Annotated in this window: 23 protein-coding genes and 1 tRNA gene; 14 read left to right on the top strand and 10 right to left on the bottom strand. The window is 62.5% G+C overall.

The features are described 5' to 3' along the window. Window positions 1-458, top strand: a 458-nt coding sequence (locus BLU15_RS04485) for a zinc-binding dehydrogenase (protein ID WP_143034199.1), incomplete at its 5' end; no start/stop codon positions are given. Between the two features lie 37 nt (window positions 459-495). Here BLU15_RS04485 and BLU15_RS04480 read toward each other — a convergent pair. Then, on the bottom strand, window positions 496-954 hold the full coding sequence (locus BLU15_RS04480) for a GyrI-like domain-containing protein (RefSeq protein ID WP_090294487.1): 459 nt from the start codon (window positions 952-954) through the stop codon (window positions 496-498). A gap of 217 nt (window positions 955-1,171) precedes the next feature. Between BLU15_RS04480 and BLU15_RS04475 the strand changes: the two genes are divergently transcribed. The 3 genes from BLU15_RS04475 (at window position 1,172) to BLU15_RS04465 (ending at window position 4,523) form a co-directional block, all read left to right on the top strand. Beyond that, window positions 1,172-1,516, top strand: a complete 345-nt coding sequence (locus tag BLU15_RS04475) for a GFA family protein (protein WP_034803441.1) — start codon at window positions 1,172-1,174, stop codon at window positions 1,514-1,516. A 462-nt stretch (window positions 1,517-1,978) separates the two neighbouring features. Further along, window positions 1,979-4,036, top strand: coding sequence for an RNA polymerase sigma factor RpoD (gene rpoD, locus BLU15_RS04470; RefSeq protein ID WP_034803439.1), 2,058 nt, complete (start codon window positions 1,979-1,981; stop codon window positions 4,034-4,036). A 193-nt stretch (window positions 4,037-4,229) separates the two neighbouring features. Continuing rightward, window positions 4,230-4,523, top strand: a complete 294-nt coding sequence (locus tag BLU15_RS04465; RefSeq protein ID WP_034803438.1) for a GYD domain-containing protein — start codon at window positions 4,230-4,232, stop codon at window positions 4,521-4,523. Window positions 4,524-4,578: 55 nt separating this feature from the next. On the opposite strand, the gene BLU15_RS04460 is transcribed toward BLU15_RS04465, so the two are convergent. Both BLU15_RS04460 and BLU15_RS04455 read right to left on the bottom strand, forming a co-directional pair. Next, window positions 4,579-5,424 carry a DUF2066 domain-containing protein gene (locus BLU15_RS04460; RefSeq protein ID WP_090294409.1) on the bottom strand — a complete coding sequence of 282 codons (846 nt, stop codon included), beginning with the start codon at window positions 5,422-5,424 and terminating at the stop codon, window positions 4,579-4,581. Next, window positions 5,400-5,813 carry a lysozyme inhibitor LprI family protein gene (locus BLU15_RS04455; protein ID WP_090294407.1) on the bottom strand — a complete coding sequence of 138 codons (414 nt, stop codon included), beginning with the start codon at window positions 5,811-5,813 and terminating at the stop codon, window positions 5,400-5,402. The genes BLU15_RS04460 and BLU15_RS04455 overlap by 25 nt, the downstream gene beginning before the upstream one ends. A gap of 248 nt (window positions 5,814-6,061) precedes the next feature. Between BLU15_RS04455 and BLU15_RS04450 the strand changes: the two genes are divergently transcribed. Then, complete coding sequence (locus tag BLU15_RS04450; RefSeq protein ID WP_034803436.1) at window positions 6,062-6,631, top strand: transglycosylase SLT domain-containing protein; 570 nt, start codon at window positions 6,062-6,064, stop codon at window positions 6,629-6,631. 44 nt (window positions 6,632-6,675) lie between these two features. Here BLU15_RS04450 and BLU15_RS04445 read toward each other — a convergent pair whose 3' ends face one another. Further along, a complete protein-coding gene (locus tag BLU15_RS04445; RefSeq protein ID WP_090294405.1) occupies window positions 6,676-7,128 on the bottom strand; it encodes a VOC family protein in 453 nt (150 codons plus the stop codon). Window positions 7,129-7,287: 159 nt separating this feature from the next. On the opposite strand from BLU15_RS04445, the gene BLU15_RS04440 reads away from it, so the two are divergent. The 4 genes from BLU15_RS04440 to BLU15_RS04425 all read left to right on the top strand — a co-directional run bounded on the left by BLU15_RS04440 (window position 7,288) and on the right by BLU15_RS04425 (window position 9,490). Then, complete coding sequence (locus BLU15_RS04440) at window positions 7,288-7,641, top strand: DUF1428 domain-containing protein (RefSeq protein WP_090294485.1); 354 nt, start codon at window positions 7,288-7,290, stop codon at window positions 7,639-7,641. A 127-nt stretch (window positions 7,642-7,768) separates the two neighbouring features. Then, window positions 7,769-8,191, top strand: coding sequence for a secondary thiamine-phosphate synthase enzyme YjbQ (locus BLU15_RS04435; protein ID WP_090294404.1), 423 nt, complete (start codon window positions 7,769-7,771; stop codon window positions 8,189-8,191). Between the two features lie 100 nt (window positions 8,192-8,291). Then, window positions 8,292-8,696 (top strand): ketosteroid isomerase-related protein, encoded by a 405-nt coding sequence (locus tag BLU15_RS04430; RefSeq protein WP_034803432.1) that lies wholly within the window; start codon window positions 8,292-8,294, stop codon window positions 8,694-8,696. A gap of 407 nt (window positions 8,697-9,103) precedes the next feature. Beyond that, entirely contained in the window at window positions 9,104-9,490 is a 387-nt protein-coding gene (locus BLU15_RS04425; protein ID WP_034803430.1) for a hypothetical protein, read from the top strand. Between the two features lie 749 nt (window positions 9,491-10,239). Here the strand turns inward: BLU15_RS04425 and BLU15_RS04415 are convergent. Further along, window positions 10,240-10,980 carry an SIMPL domain-containing protein gene (locus BLU15_RS04415; RefSeq protein ID WP_034803426.1) on the bottom strand — a complete coding sequence of 247 codons (741 nt, stop codon included), beginning with the start codon at window positions 10,978-10,980 and terminating at the stop codon, window positions 10,240-10,242. A gap of 259 nt (window positions 10,981-11,239) precedes the next feature. Here BLU15_RS04415 and BLU15_RS04410 point away from each other — a divergent pair. From BLU15_RS04410 to BLU15_RS04400, 3 genes are all read left to right on the top strand, one after another. Then, a tRNA-Ile gene (locus tag BLU15_RS04410) sits at window positions 11,240-11,315 on the top strand. A 200-nt stretch (window positions 11,316-11,515) separates the two neighbouring features. Further along, entirely contained in the window at window positions 11,516-11,842 is a 327-nt protein-coding gene (locus BLU15_RS39440; protein WP_060515850.1) for an ATPase inhibitor subunit zeta, read from the top strand. Between the two features lie 120 nt (window positions 11,843-11,962). Beyond that, entirely contained in the window at window positions 11,963-12,361 is a 399-nt protein-coding gene (locus BLU15_RS04400; RefSeq protein ID WP_090294399.1) for a hypothetical protein, read from the top strand. Here the strand turns inward: BLU15_RS04400 and BLU15_RS04395 are convergent. Together BLU15_RS04395 and BLU15_RS38865 are read right to left on the bottom strand one after the other, a co-directional pair. Beyond that, window positions 12,358-13,548, bottom strand: a complete 1,191-nt coding sequence (locus tag BLU15_RS04395) for a glycosyltransferase family 4 protein (RefSeq protein WP_090294396.1) — start codon at window positions 13,546-13,548, stop codon at window positions 12,358-12,360. The two genes, BLU15_RS04400 and BLU15_RS04395, sit on opposite strands and share 4 nt — an antisense overlap. Before the next feature lie 492 nt (window positions 13,549-14,040). Further along, on the bottom strand, window positions 14,041-14,334 hold the full coding sequence (locus BLU15_RS38865; RefSeq protein ID WP_143034197.1) for a hypothetical protein: 294 nt from the start codon (window positions 14,332-14,334) through the stop codon (window positions 14,041-14,043). Window positions 14,335-14,376: 42 nt separating this feature from the next. Here BLU15_RS38865 and BLU15_RS04390 point away from each other — a divergent pair, with 42 nt between their 5' ends. Both BLU15_RS04390 and BLU15_RS04385 read left to right on the top strand, forming a co-directional pair. Beyond that, a complete protein-coding gene (locus tag BLU15_RS04390; protein ID WP_034791958.1) occupies window positions 14,377-14,730 on the top strand; it encodes a hypothetical protein in 354 nt (117 codons plus the stop codon). Between the two features lie 186 nt (window positions 14,731-14,916). Continuing rightward, window positions 14,917-15,933 carry a glycoside hydrolase family 26 protein gene (locus tag BLU15_RS04385; RefSeq protein ID WP_090294394.1) on the top strand — a complete coding sequence of 339 codons (1,017 nt, stop codon included), beginning with the start codon at window positions 14,917-14,919 and terminating at the stop codon, window positions 15,931-15,933. Window positions 15,934-16,091: 158 nt separating this feature from the next. Here the strand turns inward: BLU15_RS04385 and BLU15_RS04380 are convergent, their stop codons facing one another. The 3 genes from BLU15_RS04380 to BLU15_RS04370 form a co-directional block, all read right to left on the bottom strand. Further along, window positions 16,092-16,331, bottom strand: coding sequence for a DUF982 domain-containing protein (locus BLU15_RS04380; RefSeq protein ID WP_034791960.1), 240 nt, complete (start codon window positions 16,329-16,331; stop codon window positions 16,092-16,094). A 245-nt stretch (window positions 16,332-16,576) separates the two neighbouring features. Continuing rightward, window positions 16,577-17,299 carry a GntR family transcriptional regulator gene (locus BLU15_RS04375; protein WP_090294484.1) on the bottom strand — a complete coding sequence of 241 codons (723 nt, stop codon included), beginning with the start codon at window positions 17,297-17,299 and terminating at the stop codon, window positions 16,577-16,579. 104 nt (window positions 17,300-17,403) lie between these two features. After that, the gene (locus tag BLU15_RS04370) at window positions 17,404-18,198 is read right to left on the bottom strand and encodes a DUF1194 domain-containing protein (protein ID WP_034791962.1); all 795 of its coding nucleotides are present in this window, start codon (window positions 18,196-18,198) and stop codon (window positions 17,404-17,406) included. Window positions 18,199-18,215: the final 17 nt, after the last annotated feature.

The raw sequence follows: 18,215 nt of genomic DNA, 5'->3' as shown, positions 1-18,215 counted from the left end.
GCAAGGTGGTGATCACCGACATCAACCCGACGCGGCTGGCGCTCGCGAAAAGCGTCGGCATCGACCATGTCGTCGATGCCTCGAAGGAAAACCTTGCCGACGTGATGAAGGCGATCGGCATGACCGAAGGTTTTGACGTCGGGCTGGAAATGTCCGGCGCGGCCCCTGCCTTCCGCGACATGATCGACAAGATGAACAATGGCGGCAAGATCGCCATCCTCGGCATCGCACCGGCCGGCTTCGAGATCGACTGGAACAAGGTGATCTTCAAGATGCTCAACCTCAAGGGCATCTATGGCCGCGAGATGTTCGAGACCTGGTACAAGATGATCGCCTTCGTGCAGGGCGGCCTCGACCTTGCCCCCGTCATCACCCACCGCATCAAGATCGACGAGTTCCGCGACGGCTTTCAAGCCATGCGCTCCGGCAATTCCGGAAAGGTCGTCATGGACTGGTAAGGTCGCAAGGGCCGCCGTACCCGTGAACGGCGGCGGTTCAGTTGGCGAGGCCGAACTGGATCTCGATCTCGTGATAGCGGGCGCCCTGGCCCGCCCAGCGATGATAAATCTCGCGGCTCTCGCCGGAGAAATTGTGCCTGGACATCTCGATCATTGCGACCAGCGGCGCGTAGCCCTGGGTGAAAAGGCTGCGCATCGGACCCTGGTGCAGCGTGGACGCCACCATGATCGGCTCCAGTTCGATCAGATCGAGCGCGCCGCGATAATCCTTGCCGCCCGTGACCGGGCGGCAGATGCGCCAGTCGAACGGCGTCTTGGCGTTTTTCGGTAGATCGTTCGCGATGAAGATCCAAGGGCCTGCGGGCATCATGCCTGCACGTTCCATCTCCGCCTCGATGAGAGGCGCCAGCATGGCGCTCTCCGTCTTGACGTCTGGAATGGTGAGCCGCCGACCGATCGATAACACCCGCATGGCGTCGGTTTCCTTGATGAGCATTCGAGCCTCCGTTTCGGTGCGAAGGTCCTGCGCGATCAGGTCAAGCGCAAGCAAAAAGCCGGAATAATCTTGCGATTTTTCCTCGACAATGGGCTCCTTCGGGAATCGTTTTGCGTGCACATGCCTGGCTGCCGCCTGCGCTTGCTTGAGGGCAGGGAGGCTCTATCTTGATGGCAGTGGCGACGTCGTCGCACCGGGAAGTAGAGGAGATGCATGCATGCGTTATGAGGGAAGCTGTCATTGCGGCAAGATCGCCTTCGAGGTGGAAGGGGAATTTGGCGAAGCGATCGACTGCAATTGCTCGCTCTGCCGTCGTCGCGGCGGACTGCTCGCCTTCGTTGCCCGCGACAAGCTGACGCTGACGACGCCGGAAGCGGACCTCTCGACCTATGTCTTCAACAAGCATGTGATCCAGCACCGGTTCTGCGACACCTGCGGAATCGCGCCATTCGGTGAGGGCGACGGGCCGCATGGGAAGATGGCGGCGATCAACCTGCGCTGCCTGCCGGAGTTCGATATCGAGGCGGTGAAAGTCGTCAAATACGACGGCCGGTCGGTTTAGGACCGGACCGAAAAATGCAGTCCTGGTTGCGCGTGCGCATATGGCACAACGAGACCTTGCCGATTAAATTGTTGCTACCCTTGTCTTTTGGCGGGCAGCGCCTACATCTTCAGCGGAAGCTGATAAACCCCAAAAAGCGACAGGAACGGTGATTTTTACCGAATCATCCGGTTTTTCAGCGGAAATGCTTGACGGGATCGAAAATTCTGGGAATCACCATTTCCGAATAAGAAATGGCGAGATGACACGGCGGTTAGGGAATCATGCCAGAGACGTTTCAGTGGCAGGACTGTCGGAGCTTGTCCGCTTTGCCACGAGTACACTCGTGGTTAAACAGGAATTAAACATCATCCCGTTACGTCAGGGGAAATGATTCGGTGGCGGGTGCGCGGCGCACCCGGACCTTCGAGCGGCATTGGCACCGGGCTCACGCCGGTTGCGACAAGGAAAGCGACGAACTAAATGGCAACCAAAGTCAAAGAAAACGAAGAAGCTGACGTAGAACGCGAAGGCGCTCCGGACGGCCCGCTTCTCGATCTTTCCGATGACGCTGTCAAGAAGATGATCAAGGCTGCCAAGAAGCGCGGCTACGTGACGATGGACGAGCTGAACTCCGTCCTTCCGTCCGAGGAAGTCACCTCCGAACAGATCGAAGACACGATGGCGATGCTGTCCGACATGGGCATCAACGTGATCGAGGACGAGGAAGCCGAAGAAGCTGCCGGCGGCGGCGACGATGAGGCCAGCGACGACGATAACGAAAGCGAAGGCGGCGAACTGGCCCCTTCCAGCGGTACTTCGCTTGCCACCAGCAAGAAGAAGGAACCGACCGATCGCACTGACGACCCGGTTCGCATGTACCTGCGCGAAATGGGTTCGGTCGAGCTTCTGTCGCGCGAAGGCGAGATCGCGATTGCCAAGCGCATCGAGGCTGGCCGCGAGACAATGATCGCCGGTCTCTGTGAGAGCCCGCTGACCTTCCAGGCGCTGATTATCTGGCGCGACGAACTGAATGAAGGCCAGACGCTTCTGCGCGAGATCATCGATCTCGAGACCACCTATTCCGGTCCCGAGGCCAAGGCTGCTCCGCAGTTCCAGAGCCCGGAAAAGATCGAGGCCGACCGCAAGGCTGCCGAGGAAAAGGAAAAGACCCGCAAGGTTCGCTCGCCTGCCAACGACGACGACATCACCAATGTCGGCGGCGATGTCATGCCAGCCGAGGAGGAAGAGGAAGACGACGACGAGTCGAACCTCTCGCTCGCCGCCATGGAAGCGGAACTGCGCCCGCAGGTCATGGAAACCCTCGACATCATCGCGGAGACCTACAAGAAGCTGCGCAAGCTGCAGGACCAGCAGGTGGAAGCCCGCCTTGCTGCCACCGGCACGCTGTCGCCCGCACAGGAGCGCCGCTACAAGGAACTCAAGGACGAGCTGATCAAGGCGGTCAAGTCGCTGTCGCTCAACCAGAACCGCGTCGACAGCCTGGTCGAGCAGCTCTACGACATCTCCAAGCGCCTGATGCAGAACGAAGGCCGTCTGCTGCGTCTTGCAGAATCCTACGGCGTCAAGCGCGACTCGTTCCTGGAGCAGTATTCGGGCGCCGAACTTGATCCGAACTGGATGAAGTCGATCAGCAACCTGGCCGGCAAGGGCTGGAAGGAATTCGCCAAGAGCGAAAACCAGACGATCCGCGACATCCGCCAGGAGATCCAGAATCTGGCCACGGAAACCGGCATCTCGATCGCCGAGTTCCGCCGCATCGTTTCGATGGTGCAGAAGGGCGAGCGCGAAGCGCGTATCGCCAAGAAGGAAATGGTCGAAGCGAACCTGCGCCTCGTCATCTCCATCGCCAAGAAGTACACCAACCGCGGCCTGCAGTTCCTCGATCTCATCCAGGAAGGCAACATCGGCCTGATGAAGGCGGTCGACAAGTTCGAATACCGCCGCGGTTACAAGTTCTCGACCTATGCCACCTGGTGGATCCGTCAGGCGATCACCCGGTCGATCGCCGACCAGGCCCGCACGATCCGCATCCCGGTGCACATGATCGAGACGATCAACAAGATCGTCCGCACCTCGCGCCAGATGCTGCACGAGATCGGCCGCGAGCCGACGCCGGAAGAACTGGCCGAAAAGCTCGCCATGCCGCTCGAAAAGGTCCGCAAGGTCCTGAAGATCGCCAAGGAGCCGATCTCGCTCGAAACGCCTGTCGGTGACGAAGAGGATTCGCACCTCGGCGATTTCATCGAGGACAAGAACGCACTGCTGCCGATCGACGCCGCCATCCAGGCGAACCTGCGCGAGACAACCACCCGCGTTCTCGCCTCGCTGACGCCGCGCGAAGAGCGCGTTCTGCGCATGCGCTTCGGCATCGGCATGAACACCGACCACACGCTCGAAGAAGTCGGCCAGCAGTTCTCGGTTACCCGCGAACGTATCCGTCAGATCGAGGCGAAGGCGCTCCGCAAGCTCAAGCATCCGAGCCGCTCCAGGAAGCTCAGAAGCTTCCTCGACAGCTAAAGTCGGGTACATGGAAAGATCGAAAGCCGGGCCACGTGCCCGGCTTTTTCGTTTCCGCCTCACCCATGCGATTTATTGTGGGCGCTTTCGCCGGAGAGTATAGTCGCCCCTTCGCAGTAATCTGGGGCACCCCGTCTTGTACGCGGGAGCAATCGCACCGCGGGCGTGAAGCGTGCCCCCGTGGAGGTGTCAGATGACGACGTATGTCATGCTCCTCAACTGGACCGAGCAGGGCGTCAAGAATGTGCGTGATTCCCCGAAGAGGCTCGACCTCGCACGGAATGTGCTCGGCGAGATGGGCGGTTCCTTCAAGCATTTCTTCCTGACCATGGGCGACTACGACATGGTGGCCATCGTCGAAGCGCCTGACGATGCGGTGGCCGCACGCTTCGCGCTCACGCTTGGCATGGCCGGCAATGTGCGCTCGACGACGCTGAAAGCTTTCCCTGAGGCTGCCTATCGCGAACTGATCGCCTCGCTTGGATGAACAGCCGGTGTTGCGGCCGTGAGGATAATCGCGGCCACAACGCCAGATGCCTCGTTCACGGCGCACCGTTTCCTGAGAGGATGCGGGCCGCGCCGCGCATGGCGTTGCGAAAGGCGTCGTCAAAGCTGATGCCGCTCAACTGCCAGCGGTAACGCTTGCCGCCCGCGTCCATCTGCCATTGGGCGATCCAGCCACGGGCGGCGTCGGACCAGACGAGCGTGCCGAGGAGCGGCACGTCGCCGTCGGTTTGTGTCACGGGTGAAAAGAGCTGCGCCGGATCCGCTTGCGGCAGGGTGTCGAGCGCGGGTTTCCGGGCGGTTACGGTCGCCGCATCCGGCAGCACGGTCGAAAGCGCCAGCGGCCTTGCAGCTGCCTCAAGCGAATCCGCCATATAGGGGCTTTCACTGCCGTCGCGTGTCAGCACGAAGCGGCGCTTCTGGTCCTTGACCGCCAGCCATACGGCGATCGCCGGGCGAGGGGAGAGCCATGGCTTGCGGCCGAGTTCTGCGAGAAGCGGATTCAGTGTTGCTGGCTGGTACCGGCAGGTGAGGTCATGCGGGCGGTCGTGCGTGCCCTGTTCGTCATGGATCGGGATGCCTTCGAGGCGATCGCGGTAGGAGAAGGTCGAGACGAAGCTGCCGGCCTTGGCCTCCGCTGCAGCAAACCGGGGCGCCTCTGTGATCATCGGATCGCCGGATAGTTTGACGAGCACTTCACGCAGGCATTCGCGAAAACCGATCTCACGGTTGGCCTCACCCGTGCCGGTGACGATCGCGTCACTGCGATAAAGCGCGTCGATATCTGCCGCCCCGGCGTTGCTGCCGGCGTGGCAGAGAAGCGCCGCTACGAGCGCCGTGACCGTCGCTCTTTTCCGGATCAGTTTGCCGGCGGCAGGACGCAACTGAGATCGCCCTCCTCACAGCTCAGATAGGTCTTGAAGTCGGCGACGCGCTTCTGTGTGCGATCGTCGCGGCATTCAAGCGTGATCATCGGCTGGGCGGAGCCGCCGGCAACGCCCGAGCTTGCGAAATCGCATTCGGCATCGCGATAGGCGATCCAGGCCCTTTGCGCGGCAACCAGCAGCTTCGTCTTGTCGGCATCGTCCTTCAGGCGTCCCTGGATTTGCTTGTAAAGGGCGTTCAGTTCGGCGTCGGAGGCCTTCAGCGCCTTGTCGGCGCAGGCATTCATCGTCGCCTGGTCGCTCGCATCGGCGCATTCGTCGGCGCGCGCGAGGCCAGTCGCGGCGAACAGGCCGGTGAAGGCGAGCACCATCAAGGCGGATACTTTCATCGATACGCTCCTTTGCGCCCAATGGCTGGCGCGGCATGTCTCCCGTGGATCGTAAAACCTCCGGTGGCGAAAGTTCAATGGCCGGGCCTTCGATGGTTCTCCTTTGAATCAAAAGAGATCCTTAAGGTTTACGTTTTATCAATCTCTGGAGCGCCGCGGCCCCGACGGGCGGCCCGTGGTGTTCGAGCATTTTTCCCGCGGCATTGCCTTGCGCGCAAGCCGTGCTGCGGGAAGCAAGAGGTTCTGCGATGCGTTGCGTATTTGTCGTCGTCCTCCTGTTGCTGGCCGGCTGCGGAACGGTGCCGAGAGACACCCGGAATGCCTGCGCGGTTTTCGAGCAGCAAGATGGCCTTTTCAACAATTGGCGCCGGGAAGCCTATAGCGCCCAGCGTGAATACGGCGTGCCCGTGCCGATCCTGATGGCGACGATCTACACCGAATCCGGCTTCCGCCATAATGCCCGTCCGCCACGCACCAAGCTTTTCGGCTTCATCCCCTGGACGCGCGCTTCGACCGCCTACGGCTATTCCCAGGCGCTCGACGGCACCTGGGCGCGCTATCAGAGCGAGACCGGCCGCTGGGCGGCGCGGCGTTCGGACTTCGGCGACGCGATCCGCTTCATCGCCTGGTACCATCGCGAAAGTGCCCAGCGGAACGGCATCGCCCTCAACGACGCCTACAGGCTCTACATCGCCTATTACCATGGCCACGGCGGCTATTCCCGAGGCAACTGGAGCGATACGGCCAAGAACGGCGCCAAGCGGGCGGCCGGCATGGCCCAGGTCTACAGCAAGCAGCTCAGAGGCTGCGGCAGCTAACGCCGCAGCCCGGTTGAGCCGGCGCCAGGGGACCGTTCTTCCGCTTAACCAGCGGCTGCGCGATCAAGTTCCGCGACATCGATCTTCACCATGCCCATCATCGCCTGCTGGGCGCGGGCGGCACGCGCCGGATCAGGATCGCCGAGGTGGCGCATCAGGGCGTCCGGGATGATCTGCCAGGAAAGACCGAACCTGTCCTTCAGCCAGCCGCAATGCTGCGGCGTGCCGCCGTCCAAGAGCCTTTCCCAGAAGTAGTCGACTTCCGCCTGGTCGGTGCAGCGCAGGAAGAACGACACGGCCTCGCTGAACTTGAAATGCGGCCCGCCGTTGAGCCCCATGAAGTGCTGCCCCTCGATCTCGAAGGATGCGGTAAAGGCCCTGCCGTCGGGGCCCCGCTTCACGTCGGTGATGCGGGTGTTGCGGAAAATGTCGGTGTAGAAAGTGATGGCGTCCTCCAGCTGATCGTCGAACCAGAGAAACGGCGTGATCTTCTGCATGGGTGTCTCCCGATTTGGATGCTACCGGCCAAGGACGAACGGGGAAGCGCGGTTCCGACAAAAGCAGCGCCGCACTTGAAAGAAAATTCCGTCCCGATGTCGGAACTCTTGGCCGTCCTGCGTCCTATGCTCGTAGAACGAACAGAGGAGACTATGTCGATGACCTATGTGGATGGCTTTATCGTTGCCGTGCCGAAGGCGAATATCGAGGCCTACAAGGCGATGGCGAAGGCGGCGGGTGAGGTGTGGATGGAGCACGGCGCGCTCGCCTACAACGAATGCCTGGCGGATGACGCGCCCTATGGCGAAGTGACGTCCTTTCCCCGCTCGGTGCAGGCCAAGGACGATGAGACGGTGGTGTTCTCCTGGATCACCTACAAATCCCGCGCCGAGCGCGACGCGATCGTTGCCAAGGTCATGGCCGATCCGCGGCTGCAGGGCGATGCCTGGAAGCAGGTGTTCGACGGCAAGCGCATGATCTATGGCGGCTTCGAGGCCTTCCTGGAGATGTAGGCGCTGTTTGCGCGACGGATTGCGGCAGATCGCCTTGGACCGGGAGCGGTCCGGGGATAGAAGCATTGGGCATATCACCGGGTCGCACCGCTTCTCAGGCGGATGCGACCGCCTGCCGGAGGCCTTCATGCCGCAAACGCGCATCACCATCGCCACCCATGGCCAGGGGCTCTATGAATTTACCGACCAGGCGGCGGCCTTCGTACGCGCCAACGCCGACTGCGAGGGGCTGCTCACGGTCTTCGTGCGGCACACCTCCTGTTCGCTTCTCATCCAGGAGAACGCTGACCCGGACGTGAAGCGCGATCTGGACGCCTTTTTTCGCCGCCTCGTGCCGCCTTCCTCGGATACCTCCATGTGCTGGATCGTGCACACCCAGGAAGGCCCCGACGATATGCCGGCACATATCAAGGCGGCGTTGACGCCGGTATCGCTCGGCATTCCCGTCAGTGGTGGCCGGATGCTCACCGGCACCTGGCAGGGGCTCTACCTCTTCGAGCATCGCGACCGCCCGCATCGCCGCGAGATCGTCCTGCATCTTTCCCCCTGATTGGCCGGCGCCGACGATTGAACGGCGGCGCAAGGGTTCTAGATAAAGGGGCGAGAGCAAGGGCTTGGGAACCGGCCTTCGAGGCTAGGGAGGAACCGGAATGACCGATGCACAGACGATTGCCAGCGGCTTTATCGAGGCGCTGAACCAGCGGGATTTCGAGGCGCTGGCGCGGCTCGTGCATGAGGACATAGAACTCGATTCGCTGACCGGTCAACGCACCGTCGGCGTCGGCCCCTTGCGCGCCTGGCTGATGAACTATCTGCGCCGTTTCGACGAGCAGTTCGGAGACGTGGTGCTGATGCGCGATGCCTTCGGCCAGCGCGTGGCCGCCGATTTGACGGTACGGGGCACCTACCGCGAGACCATGGAAGGCTTTCCCCCTGCGACTGGCCAGAGCTACTCCATTCCCAGCGTGCTCGTCTTCGAGATCGAGGACGGCGCCATCACCCGCCTCAGCCATTATCGCAATATTCGCGTCTTTGAGCGGGCGCTTGCCGGCTGAGCGACGCGTAGCCGACCGCTCCTGACGGTCGCGCCCCTTCATTTTCAAGTTTTCTTACTGACCGCCGGATGACCGATCATGTCTTGATCGGGAAAATACGGGCGCGAATCACCTCTGGCACGCCGATGACGGCGGCTGATTCGCCGCTTGTCCAAGCGCAGGCGAAGGCGCGTCCCAGCGCCTTGGCCGCGGTCAAAGCCCTTCGAAATACTTGTTTATAAGCAATGCCTTATCGACTGTGACTTGCACGAAAGTCTCCTCCACGCGCGTGTGGTCATCTCGTTCTGGCAATCTGAACGTCCCATGAACATCGGGTTCCGCTGTCGTTCAGCTTGGCGACCCTATTCTCTGATCAATCGCTTGGGACGGTGATTGCCCCTCGAACCCTTCAAGCTTGGAGAGATCTTATGAAGAACCGCCTTTTTAACGCCGCTGCCGCCGCCGTCATCGGACTTACCGGCCTGCTGGGTGCCGCCTCCACCGCTTCGGCGGAATCGATCGAATTCGGTTTCGGCCCGCGCGGTGGCGTCGATGTCCAGTATCGCGACTACGACGGCGGCTACGGTGACGAGCGCGACTGGGGTCGCGGCCGTGACCGCCACTGGGACCGTGACCGCCGCGGCCGTTGCGCGCCCTGGATGGCCGTCGACAAGGCCCGCGATCGTGGACTCCGCCGCGCCTATGTCGCCGACGTCTCTTCGCGCCGCGTCGTCGTCGAAGGCCGTCGCCACGGCCAACGCCAGACGATCGTGTTTGCGAACGCCCGCGGCTGCCCGACGATCGGCCGCTGGTAACACCTAAGCAATCTTCCCGCCTCGTCTCCCCCGGCCGGCGGAAGAATGGCCCCTCATGCCAAGGCATGGGGGGCTTTTTGTTTGACGCCGCAGCGACCAAGGGGCGCCGGTTGCGCGCAGCCCTGGTCGGGACGCGTGAACGAAGCGAAGTGGATCAGGCCGACAGCGCGGTCCACACGTGCGAATCGTCCGCTCGGGCGATCGTCGTGTCAGGCACCGTAGTTGCCGAACCGACGGCAAGGCTCCGGCCGGTTTGCCCTCTAGCATTGCCAGACGAATGAACGCGCGGCGCAATTCCATCGCGGACATCTGCGGCCTAGGCATCGGCTGATCTTCTTCAGACCGGATCCAGCCCATGTGTCAGCCATCGCCCGGAACACCTGCCAAGGATCTCCTCGACCGAACACTCGGGACCAACGATCCATGCGATGTGGCTGGAGGTCCGCTTTAGCGGCGAGGATGACGAGGACGTGAAGGCGAGGGCGACGCTAGGCGGAGATCGCGGAGCGGTCGCGGGCGATGCCGCAGGGCGAGGGACGGCAGCAAATCGCGCGCGGGAAGCGATGTCAAAGCAGGTGCCGGCAAATTTAAGCCTGGAGGTCGGACGGCGTTCAGCGCCGGGCCCAGTCTTAGTCGAGTGCATCGCGATCACCAGCGCCCAAAAGAAAAGCCCCCGGCACCGATCCTTGGCACCAGGGGCGTTCGATCGTTGAGCGCCCGCGCTTGGCCGCGGGCGTTGCTGACAAGCCTTACTGCTTGATTTCGAAGGTCACGTTGACCGTCACGTTGTAGCTGTTTTCGCCGGTTGCGACCGGAACGGCGTCGGCGGCATATTCCTTGGCCATGCCGGCGCGCATCATCGGCACCGGCTCGGGGCGGAAGCCCTGCTCGGAGATGTTGACGATCTTGCCGACCGAGACGCCGGCCGCTTCGGCCAGCACCTTGGCCTTCTCAACCGCATCGGCAACGGCTGCCTTGCGCGCTTCGGTGATCACGGCTTCCGGCTTGTCGTTGGTGAACTGTACGCCGCCACCTTGGTTGACGCCGAGCGAAACCGACTTGTCGATCACTTCGCCGAGCTTGGCGAGATCGCGAACGCGGACGCTGACGCCGTTCGTCACCTGGTAGCCGATCAGCTCCGGCGCGCGGTTGCTGCCGTCGGTGTTGGTCGGGTAGCTGTATTGCGGGTTGAGCATGAAGCCGCTCGTCTGCAGGTCGCGATCGGCAATGCCACCGTCCTTCAGCGCCTTCAGCACTTCGGCCATGGTCTTGTTGTTGGCGTCCAGCGCTTCACGCGCGGTCTTGCCATCCTTGACGACGCTCAGCTGCAGGACTGCCATGTCCGGCGCGGTCGTCGCGCGGCCTTCGCCGGCAACGACGATGGTGGCCTTGTCCTTGTCCGTCTCCTGCGCCTGAGCGGCGGCAACGCCAGCAAAAGCTGCAGCGAAGGCGGCGATCGAAAGCGTGCGGGCAGTGCGTGTGGAAATCATCTTCAATGTCTCTCCGGTTGTTCCGTCCCAAGCGTCTTCTTGGCTATCGATTGTGTGAGCATTGCGGCAATGGCTTGTCCGCAAAAAGGTTTTCCGCTAGAGCCTTGGCCACCCGCAAACTGCCATTGGTTCGCGGGCCTGGATCACGACGGTGCCACGCCTCGTTCAGAAGCGCAAAGGCCACCGTAGCACTTAAAGTTGCTGCCCCGTGTCTTATCCCTGGACCGTTACGGTTTAAGGACAGGAGCGGATCCAGAGTGGGCCTGTAGCTCAATGGTTAGAGCCGGCGGCTCATAACCGCTTGGTTGGGGGTTCGAGTCCCTCCGGGCCCACCAGTCACTTGCGAACATTGAATTTTCTAGGTTTTCTGGCTGATTTTTGCCCAGATTTGATGTGCGCGCAGGTTTGGGACATTTCCAGCGATTTTGTACGACGCGAAATTGCGCACGGCATGTTCCGCCAACGTCGGATAATCCAACCCTCTCCCTCGTGGTTTCTGCTAGGATGGCCGGCCAGGCAGCAATGGAGAATTTCGATGGCTGGTCCGGGCGCGGAAATGGTGCGAATCGTACGTCGCAACAAGCTGGTTGGCTTTTGGGCGGCGGAGAAACTGGCCCTTGCCGGCGAAAATGCCAAGACCTACTCGGATGGTCTTGCGATGGCGGCGCTGGACGTCGAACGCAGCGACATTCTTGCGATCATTCGAAGAGACTTTGACGCGGCAGGCGTGGTCCAATCCGACGACGACATTCTGGCGGTCATGAACGTTTGCTGGCTGGAGGCGGGAAAACGAACAAAGGGGTCAGACGGCAGCGATGCAGCGCTGGTGCAGATTGCACGTCACCTCATGCAAGGATCGTGAGCGACGGATCCTCTCCGGCGCAACAGCTATTCGGGTGCCACGAACGTCGATGCCGGCAAGCTGCTGGTCAACGGCAACCAGTCGATTGCAACCGGACTGACGACGGTTGGTTCTGGTGCCGTGCCCGGCGGCAGCGGCACGATCGGCGGCAGCGTCGTCCTGAACGACCGCGGCACGCTGGCGCCCGGCAACAGCCCGGGAACGTTGACGATCAATGGCAATCTGTCGCTCGCTGCCGCTTCCTTCCTCGATTTCGAATTCGGCCAGGCCAATGTCGCCGGTGGCGCGCTCAACGATCTTGTCGATGTCGGTGGCAACCTGGTGCTCGACGCCACGCTCAACGTTTCCGTCCCCTCCGGCGGCAGCTTCGGCGCCGGCATCTACCGGGTCTTCAACTGCGGCGGCACGCTGACCAACATTGGTCTACAAAGCGCTCGCCTGTCACGACCGCTTTGTCAGGACATACCCTTTCCGAGGCCACGTTCGCAGTTGTCTCCGCTAACGCGGCCAGATCCTTAGCCGGAAGCGGGGATGGCCCGGGGCTTCATCGTGGCCCTCGGGGTGCTCGAGTTTTCCAGTGCCGAGAGCGCCACGGCGTCCCATTGGGAGAGGATATGTTCGGCGTCGTAGCGTCGGACATTGGCTTCGGCGTTGTCCGCGAGACGGGCGCGCAGGGTCTCGTCGCCCATCAGGTTGGAGAGGGCTTCGGCCAGGGCGTTGATGTCGCCGTTTTCGACGAGGATGCCGTCGTCGCCGTTGGCAATCATGTCGGTCGGGCCCCATTCGCAGGCGAAGGAGACGACGGGGAGGCCTGCGGCCATCGCTTCAAGCAGGGCGATGCCCCAGCCTTCGTAGCGGGATGACAGGACGAAGAGGTCGGCGGTTTCGACCCAGAGGCCGGGTTTCGCGGTGACGCCGGGCATTTCCACCCGGTCGGCCAATCCGAGCGCGTTGCGCTGGGCTTCCAGCGCTTTTCTCGCCTCGCCTTCGCCCCAGATGACGAGCTTCCATTCGGGGTGGTCGCTGGCCGCCTTGGCGAAGGCTTCGAGCAGCAGATCGAAGCCCTTTTGCTCAGTCAGGCGCCCGACGGCGGTGAGCACATTGTTGCCGCGCTTCTTTTGCCAGCCGTCGGGCAGATTGATCGCATTGGCGATCACCCGGCTGGAGCGGCGAACATTCGGCGGGAAATAGTCCAGCGCGCCCTTGGTCATCGTCACCAGCGCAAAGGCGCGCGGGTAGAGACGAAGCTGCAGCCATTTCCAGAAGGGGCCGAAGGGCTGCGCCGCCGGGTTGTTGCGCTCGGACACGATCACCGGGAGCCTGAGGCCTCGCGTTGCGAGCAGCGTCAGCACGTTCGTGCGCGTCAGGAAGCTCAGCACGAAGTCGGGACGGGTGCGGCTGATCGTCGAGCGCAGTCGGTAGAGCCGCCTTGCCACCAGCCAGGCGGCCCGCAGCTTGCCAGCCTTCTGAACCGGCACGTCGAGCCGCTCGATGGTGACGCGCGGATCGAGCCTGTAATAGGGTTCGGAGGTCGGCGCTTCGAGCGTAATCACCGTGACGGTGCAGCCGAGGCGGGCCCAGTGGCTGGCAACGAGACTGACGACGTGCTCGGTGCCGCCGGCGCCGAGTGCAGAAACAATGATGGTTATGCGCGCGCCAGCGATGCCGGCGGCTCCGACGATGTCGGCACCTGTATCTTGATCCAATTTGGATTGCCCCTCGCTCTCCGCTTTCTATTATTAACAACTCCTTAAATTCTCGCAATGGGACTTTCGCAGTGTGGTAAACGCGCTGGCGAACAGCCGATCGCGGCTGGCCGGCGCGCAGTTCGCATGTCCCATCGGCAAGGCAAGACCAGACGTTGGAAGGCCTCAGCCCGTGCAATGGGCGCCGAGGATGGGGCGGGTTGAAGCGGCGCGCGGGGGAAGGTGTCGTCTCTGGGAATACCGGGCGGCTGGTGCTCGCAGGGCTACCGTGCGCGCAAAAAAAATGCCCGCGGGAGGCGGGCAGTTTTGGAGTGGGCGCATACGCTCAAACATGTTGCGCCTCGCTCCAAGGTGGCCGTCAGAGGTCAAGGATCCGTAAATGCGCGATAGCTAAAAATAGCGAATGGCAGCGGCCCGTCGTCCCCGCCAGCCGCCGCCGTCCGGATTCCAGCGGAGAACCGGTGGCTGGGGTCGTTTTTTTGTCCGGGGATATCAGCCGTAGCATCGGCCGGATATTGCCACCGGGCGTGGTGGCGCGGAAGCGGCAGAGACGGGTCGCCGTTCGCCGATGCCGTGATACAGGGGCCGGCAAGCCTTTGCTTTTCCGTATTTGTTTCGCTCATAGCCCACGCCGATGCCTGCGTCCGCCGTCCGCAAGGCGTCGATGTTCGCCAGCGCAAGGCGAAAGCGGCGGCACAACCATGGCGGAATCTCTAAGAAAGGAATTGTTAATTTAAGCAATGAATAATGAAAAAGGGGGTTGAAGATCGCCACCTTTTCGCCCAAAGGAAGCCCCAGGCGGCTGGACCGCTATTCGAAAGGACGTTTATGCGAATCAAAACCGCATGTGCCGGCGTAGGCCGCACCGCCGTTTCGGGTTTCAAGTTTCTCGTACCGACGACATCAGTTCTAAGCCTCCTGCTTCTGTCCGCCGGCTGCTCGTCGACGGTCGTCAGCGAAACGCCGCTGTTTGCATCGGGCCATTCGAGCGCCTATGCGAGCCCTTCGATCAAGGTCCGCAAGGAAGAGAAGCAGCTGAAGATCGCCGAGGCGGATGAAGACATCGTCGAGCCGGCACCGACGCGCAGGCGCACGGCAACCTACCTCGGCCGCGCGCCCTATATCTGCTCGCCGAGCGGCTTCGGGCGCACGTCGCACTGTTTCCTCAGAGCCTCGCTCTAACGGTCTGTCGCGTTCGGGAAGGCAGGCGCAATCGATCATGGAGACGGGGCGGTTGCCAGCCTTGGCGGCGGCCTTTTTGCCATCCGGGCATGACGCCCACGGCCTCGCGATCGCACCGGCTTCCAGCGCGCAGCAAGCCATGTCTGGTTTTATGCGGTGCCAGATGTGGCACGCCGGAGAAAATCGTTGCCTATTGCTGTCCCGAGATCGGTCCTCGGTGCTGGCGCGCTGGCGCTTCTGGCGGTTGCCGGAGTCACGCCGGGCCGCGCGCAGGATTCCGTAGACGGTATCGACCGGTCGCTGACGACCGCCGCCATCACGCCTGAGGCAAGGGAGCGGGAAACACGCACGGTCGAAATCGGCGTTTACGATCCGCATGATGCGGTCGCATCCAGCGACGCGCTGACACTTGAGCATGTCTTCGTCTACTGGCAGAAGCCGGATCGGGCGCAGCTGAAACGGAAGTTCGCAAATGCCGCGCGACAGGGGCGGGCGCTGATGCTTTCAGTCGAGCCCTATACCCATGCCGCCGACTGGCGCGCCGGCGGCAACCGGCTGTTTGCCGATATCGGCAACGGCCGCTTCGATCGCGAGATTACCGATATTTGCACGCGCGCCGCCGACTTCCGCGGGCCGGTCTACGTTCGCTGGGGCCATGAGATGGAAGAGCCCGGCGAGCGCTATCCCTGGGCGCGGCGCGACAGCGAAGGCTACAAGACGGCGTTCCGCTACTTCGTCAGCAAGTGCCGGGAACTCGCGCCGGCCGCCCGCTACGTCTGGTCGCCGAAGGGCCATCGCAATCTCGCGGCCTATTATCCGGGCGACGATGTCGTCGATGCGATCGGCATCCCTGTCTGGGGCCTGCAGAAGATGGACGTCGACTATTGGGGTCGCGAGCGTCGCTTCGGCGAAGCGCTCAAGGAAAAGTACCAGCGCGTTTCGCGTTACGGCAAGCCCGTGATCGTTGCCGAACTCGGGGTCTCCGGCTCGGCCGATTACAAGCGTGCATGGTATGCCGAAATCCTGGATCAGCAGACCTACCGCCAGGCCTTCCCGCTTCTGACGACCGTCGTCTTCTTCAACGACAAGGAGCCGTACAAGTGGCCGCTCGGTTACGGCGCGCCGGACTGGCGGCTCGACAAGGCGGCGCTCAAGGCGCTTGCCGACCGTGGACCGAAGGAAGCGGCCGAACTCGCCGACTGATCACCGCGCGTGGCATGAAATCTTGCTGATCGCAGCTGAGGTGCTTTCGGTCGGGGCGATGCGCCGATCGTCCTTCGGCGCATCGTGAAAGCTTCAAACGCCGAGCCCTTGATATCCCGGATCACCTTTGCGGTTCCGGATCATCCCGGTCGCCCGGATCAGGCCAGCAACAGGCCCGATTCCCGGGCGGCTGCGGCAAAGCAGCGGCTCGCCCGGTCCGTACTCGTCAATCCATCCAGCGCATCCAGGCAGCGCCTGAGGGCTGCGCGATATTCCCGGCCACGACGGCCCGGCCACTGCCTGAGCAGTTCCACGGCTTCGAACACCGTTCTGACCACGGTCTGCCGTCGTGCCGAAAGTTTCAGGGGGATGGGAGTGGGAAAGAGTTTCTCGCTCATTGCATTCCTCGTTCACAGTCTTTTCGAGCGAGAGGGCAACGCGAGAGCAGCGGGATGGTTCCATGTTGTCTACCGATTTTATTCGCGCTGACGGCAGGCGAGTTCTCTCCGGCTTTGCGAACCTGATCTTTTGGTTGCGTCGCTTTTGCCGACGGCGGACGAAGGGAGGTGCGGCGGGGAGCTCCATCGGGCTCGGACCGGTGTTGAAAAGCTTTGAAAATCCAGGCCCGGCGCAGGTGGCGGCACTAGAGTTCCAGCGCTGCCTTGAGGTCGGTCGACTTCAGAACGCGCAGGTCGAGGTCGGCTTCGATATGGTCGATGTGGTGGACCATCAGCCGCGCGGCCGCGTCGATGTCGCCACGCTCGATCGCGTTGACGATCTCGTCGTGTTCGCTGTGGCCGCAGCTCGAAACGGTCGATTGTCCGTAAAGCGCGATGACCAGCGAGGAGCGGGCGACGAGCTCGTCCATGAAGCGGCGCAGAATGGTGTTGCCCGAGAGGTCGGCAAGCGCCAGGTGGAAATCGCCCGATGCCTTGATTTCCGCACGACGGGCCGATTGACCGCGCTGTTCAGTCAGTTGGCGCTCGGCTGCCAGCATGCGCCTGAGTTCGGAAAGCTCCGCCTTGCCGATCTGGGCGGCGGCGGCGCGCACGACGCCGGGTTCGATCAGCCGGCGGGTCGCAAAGATCTGGCGCGCCTCGTCGATCGAAGGGTGCGCAACGAAGGCGCCGCGGTTCTTCTCGACGTTGACGAGGCCCTCATAGGACAGCGCCTGCAGGGCGGCGCGCACCAGCGTTCGGCTGACGTTGAACAGTTCGCCGACGTCGCTTTCCGAAAGCTTCGTGCCAGGCGCAAGCCGCCGCTCGACGATCGCATCGCGCAATGTATCGCGGATGTGCTGACTGCCGGTGTCGGTGGTCGGGTCTGTGGCCAGGTCGGCCTGATGGGGCGTGGTGGTCAAGGACATGAATCGATCCGCGAAGCAACGCGCCATCTTATCGTCGGACGAAGCGAAGGGAAACGACAATCTGACGCGCAAAGGTTGCGGGGGCATCGTCCGGTCTAGCGAGGCTACTTGTCGAGCTCCGGATAGACCCGGTCGAGGAAGCCCGGCCGCAATTTCTCGCCGATCAGGCAATCGGGCGCCGGGAAGGCATCGACATAGCGTATGGTCGGCGGCGGTGGCAGGCCGCTGACTTCGAGCACCAGTTTCTGGCGGATCGCGATGGAGAAATCTTCGGGCTCGTGCACCGGCAGCACGAAGGAGCCGGGGCCGCCGATGACACATTCGGCATAGTATTGGTCAAGCGGGCCGGTCGAAACCGACGGGCGGATGAGGATGGCAAGCCCGTTGATGGTGATGCCGCGCGTGATCGCGATCTCGCGGGCTGGAAGCACCGGCGGGCCGATGTTGTTCGGCCCGTCGCCGGAGATGTCGATGACCCTTCGCACGCCGCTGAACGCGTTGGAATCGATCAGCGCCGTGCCATAGGTGATGGCGTTGGAGATGGAGGTGCCGCGGCGTGTGCCGACCGGCCGCGCTTCGATCAGCTTGGCGAAGGCGTCGGCGTCGGCGGCATTGTCGATGACCTTCCAGGCGACAACGGAGGACTCGTTCACCGTTCCGGCCCATTCGAAATAGCCGATGGCGATCTTGCCCAGCTGGCCGCTTTCGACCGCATCAAGGAAGTCGCGATGCCGGAGTGCCTCGACATAGCCGGCCCGCTGGATGCGGGCCTCGTCGAGATCCATCGAGCCGGACATGTCGACCGCCAGGATCAGTTCGACGTCGACATTCGTCGCCTCGGCGGTCGATGGGCTCGGGCCACCACTCAATGAAAGGAGTAACGCCAACACGCTCAACATCGCTTCAACCAGTCATT

Origin of the sequence: Ensifer sp. YR511, from assembly GCF_900103045.1 — a bacterium.
Taxonomy (GTDB): domain Bacteria; phylum Pseudomonadota; class Alphaproteobacteria; order Rhizobiales; family Rhizobiaceae; genus Ensifer; species Ensifer adhaerens.
Note: the sequence above shows the minus strand (reverse complement) of the source record. Positions and strands in the feature narration are given on the sequence as shown.